The 1,445-nt window shown below is 52.4% G+C and carries 2 protein-coding genes; both read left to right on the top strand.

What is annotated here, in order from left to right:
- Positions 1 to 1,109: hypothetical protein (locus Q6A51_RS27235; RefSeq protein ID WP_304576178.1), on the top strand; the 1,109-nt coding region annotated here is incomplete at its 5' end.
- Between the two features lie 68 nt (positions 1,110 to 1,177).
- On the top strand, positions 1,178 to 1,445 hold a 268-nt coding region (locus tag Q6A51_RS27230), incomplete at its 3' end, for a hypothetical protein (protein WP_304576168.1).

Below are 1,445 nucleotides of genomic sequence, written 5' to 3'. Positions count from 1 at the left end.
GCAACTTCAAGGCACCGGATGTGATCACCCAGCCTTATACGGTCATTCAGGGCAGCTATTTCGATGGCGTGGGCACCCAATCAGGTTATGGGGTCATTCATTTATCCGAAATCGCTCCGCGAGCGAAGTGGGTACGCCTTGAAGACTTCACCATCAAGGCACAATCCGAGTCAGTGAAACTGTTCGCCAATGGCCTGGAACAAATCAAGGTCCGGGTGGCAGTCAAACCGTTCGACGAGCAGAACATAGAGGTGCCTCTTACGCCCTCCGAACTGAACAGCATGCGGCTGATCGTTGCTGACACACTCAATGAACTGCCTTATATCGGCGAAGAAGGTATACCCGCCGATGCGCCCGAGGGAAAACAATGGGGCGTCAATGAGTCGAAGAATCCTTATCTGTATTATCCCGTCAGCTCTTCCCTGGCCAGCGAACCACAGGCTCTGGATGGCAGCGGCAAATCTCTGTATATCCAGACTCGCGGCGAAACACCATTAAAAATAGCCGTTGCCTTGACCCGCGCCGATCAGGCCGAATTCAATTCGACTGAACAAGATGGCTCCGAAGAAAAACACAACATCATAGAAATAAAACCAGAGCCCATGCCCACTTACGCCATAGTGAATTATGAGTTCGAGAGTATCCGGGTAGTGGGTGGGGAAAATAATGATTATGAACTCAACACGATCGATTATTACTACCTGAGGTTCAAACAGTCCGTCCAGAATATAAAGTTCGTCACCGTCGAGTTTGACAGCCCCACCAGCATGGCACAGTGGGAAAGCCGTCAATATGCGGAACTCATGGGCAGTTACACCGGCTACGCACTGCCCGGCAGTAAAACATTACTGTTCGAGCCTTTATTGATGCAGAGCATTGCACCTGAATTACGCCCAAGCCTTGATGTCATTGCTGGCAATGAAGCACCTGAGGGCGCCGTCTTGATCAGCCTGCACCGACGCTCAGACTTTGTCTTCGACAACGAAAGTGATTTCGTCCAACCGATGAAGCTGAAATTGATTGATGAATACGGGAACCAGCACAAGATTACTGTGGAATTCAACTCGCCGACTGACCGTAACAAACTGAAGATTACTGCCACCAACTGACGTAGTTCCTAAACACTATAAGAGCCGATAAACCGACTGTTTAGCGGCTCTTGTCTGGAGATTTCTCCATGCCCACACCCACTGTCCACTCCAACGCCTTCAACTTTCTCAGCGCGCTCCAGGCCGGTGTCGACCCTCGCACCGGCCAGTACACCTGCGTCATTACCCTGCCTGAACTCAAGGCCAATCACTTGTGCGGACCCACCGTACCCCTCAGCCTCGGCTTCAGCCCCATGAGCCCCCGCAATATCGGCTTCGGCAAGGGCTGGAGCGTGCGCCTGTCGCACTTCGATACCGTCTCGCGCATCCTCTCGTTGTCCACCGGGGAAACCTTCC

Origin of the sequence: Pseudomonas serbiensis (assembly GCF_030580745.1) — a bacterium.
GTDB lineage: Bacteria > Pseudomonadota > Gammaproteobacteria > Pseudomonadales > Pseudomonadaceae > Aquipseudomonas > Aquipseudomonas serbiensis.
Note: the sequence above shows the minus strand (reverse complement) of the source record. Positions and strands in the feature narration are given on the sequence as shown.